General features: G+C 30.5%; 2 protein-coding genes. Both read left to right on the top strand.

The annotated features are described in order from the left end of the window. Positions 1-245: hypothetical protein (locus AC3DU7_RS31010; protein ID WP_488043080.1), on the top strand; the 245-nt coding region annotated here is incomplete at its 5' end. Between the two features lie 1,093 nt (positions 246-1,338). Next, positions 1,339-2,505: a HAMP domain-containing protein gene (locus AC3DU7_RS31005; RefSeq protein ID WP_488043079.1), complete on the top strand. Its 1,167-nt coding sequence runs from the start codon at positions 1,339-1,341 to the stop codon at positions 2,503-2,505. Positions 2,506-2,523: the final 18 nt, after the last annotated feature.

Raw genomic sequence — 2,523 nt, 5'->3', positions numbered from 1 at the left:
GACCGCTTTTTATCCCCTTAAAAGGGGAGGCGCATACCCACGATTTTTCGGTAATGAATTTAGAGGATTATTGTAAGCATTCAGCCGTCAGCCATCAGCTATCAGCTATTGCTCTTATGTTTAGGATAAAAGCAATATTTAATTGTCTTACTACAAAAGTTGGCTCCTTTGCTTTTAAAGTCTATATTAATATTAAACACTGTCTTAATATTAAGAGACTCTTGTTGCTGAGAGCTGACTGCTAATAGCTGTTTGCGCAGCAGTCCGCAGGAAATGCTTACGAATTATTGCCATTAATTCCAAATATATTATGCCTTTAAACCCTACTATCTACTCCCAAATAAATGTAGCAAAACTTTTGATAAATTGTATCATAACTCATTAGTAGTGGAAAATTATTTGTATAGAATTTTAGTAAGCATTCAGCCGTTAGCCATCAGCTATCAGTTATTATAGCGCTCCGCGCAAGGCAAAAGTCAAAAGTCAAAAGTTAAAAGTAATCCCTCACTGAGTTTAAGCCTTTGTAAATGTCCTAACCTTTGTTTCGACTGCTATACTTTTAGTTTGGGATAAAAGCTTTATTAATTGTCTTACCTTGCCCTTAAAGTCAGTTGTTAATTTAAACCCACATTCCTTAAGAAGAGAGTCTTGTTGCTGATAGCTGAAAGCTAATAGCTGTTTACGCAGCAGTCCGCAGGAAATGCTTACGAATTTTAGTCTTATAGCCAATCAAATGATTAATCATATCATGTCCGGATAAGAGGGCGATCAAAAAAAATGATCCTTTTCCTCATCTTAATTTCTTTCTTCTTCCTTCCCTCATAATTCCTGATTCCTGATTACTCCGTAATTTCATGTATAAAACCCATTTGAGATCTATATAATTATGGTAGTCAAGTCTTTTCACGCATAAATTTTTAGGAAAAATATGAAGAAGGAGTGTTGAATTTTTTGTACTATTTCTCCCCACATATTCCTTCTTACTTTCTGTCTCCTGTCTCCTGACTCCTAACTAAAAAACTTAATATTTATGAAGATACGGTTAGGGGTTCTATAAGTAATCAAACGGATATAATATTAATACAAAATTAATTTAGTTTAAATATTTTTTCTTACTAGCGATCGCCGGATTTGGTATTAGTATAAGCTATTAGTAATAATTTATTGAGATATAGCATTCTTATCTGGAATATGCAGATAAAGTGCTATACTACTAAATGTCAAAGTTGTGAAAAATTTCATTATATTTATTTTTGATTCTATCTAGCACTTATGTGAAAAATTTACAAATCAAATAGGATTTCGATAGACTACATCAATTAATTTTAAATAAAAAAAATGAGTAATACTAAAATTAAATTAATTTTGAAATTAAAAAATATTTTCAGTAGATATTATTCAAATTTCCCTTTAAAACAAAAGATAAGTTTACCGTTTATCTCGGTATTCTTAACAATATGGTTTGTAGGAAACTTCGGTATTATTTATTACTTTTCTCAGAATATTGAACAAAGGCAAATAAAAGAAGTAGAAGGTATTGCTGAACTAGTGATGCAAGAATTCCAAAGGCAAATGAATAAACTATACTTAAATGCTAAATTATTAGTTGGTGGTACAACAATGTCTAAAGCATTAGAAACAGGAAATCAAACAGAAATTCTCAAAAAAATAATACCTTTAAAAGCAAGTTTATCTCTGGATATAGTTAAAGTAATAGATAAAAATAGTAACAGCATAATAGATTTACGCAACCCAATACTGAATCAAGTAAAAATATCCGATCAAGTAGTAATTTCACAAATAATTAATGGGGTAGCTTTTTCTACCATGATTACTGGAAAAGAATTCAATAATTCTAGAACTATATTAATAGGAGCTACATCAATTAAATCTAATCAAGGAGTTATTGGTGGCATTATTATCGGTACTACCATAAATAATCAATTACTTAATGCAATTTCTACAGAAACAAATAAACATATTGTTGTTTTCCAAAACAGGCAAACAATTGCTTCAAGTTCACCTAAAAATAAGAAGCTTTCTTGGGATGAATTTCACCAAAAATACGATAAAAACTTAAACAAAATAAAAATTGAAGACCGCTTATACATAATTGAAAATCTCAGTATATCTGCCTTAGATGGTACAGAATTAGAATTAGCTGTACTATCTTCTCTGGCAGATTTGGAAGAAGCAAAACAACAACTTGTGATTGTAATTTGTTTATTTTCTTTACTAGGAACAGCAATAGTTATTTTCACAGGTTACTCACTATCAAATCTAATTGTAAGTCGAATTGCTACACTGACTTCTGCTACAGAAGAATTAGCTAAAGGTGATTTAAAACAGCGACTTCCTGTCACTTATAATGATGAAGTAGATAAATTAGCTGAAGGATTCAATTTCATGGCACAACAATTAGAAGAGCGGGAGCTAAAAATAAAACTTAAAGTGCAGAAGTTAGAAGAAACTCTAGAAAAATTTGTGAGTACTGAAGAAACTTGAGAATAACTTTCAATTTAT

It is taken from the genome of Okeania sp. (assembly GCF_983059655.1).
The sequence above is the reverse complement of the archived record's forward strand: the minus strand, read 5'-3'. Positions and strand labels throughout refer to the sequence as shown.

Bases quoted from the DNA above. Each gene is read 5' to 3' on its own strand.
- AC3DU7_RS31005 (WP_488043079.1), top strand. From the start codon at position 1,339: ATGAGTAATACTAAAATTAAATTAATTTTGAAATTAAAAAATATTTTC.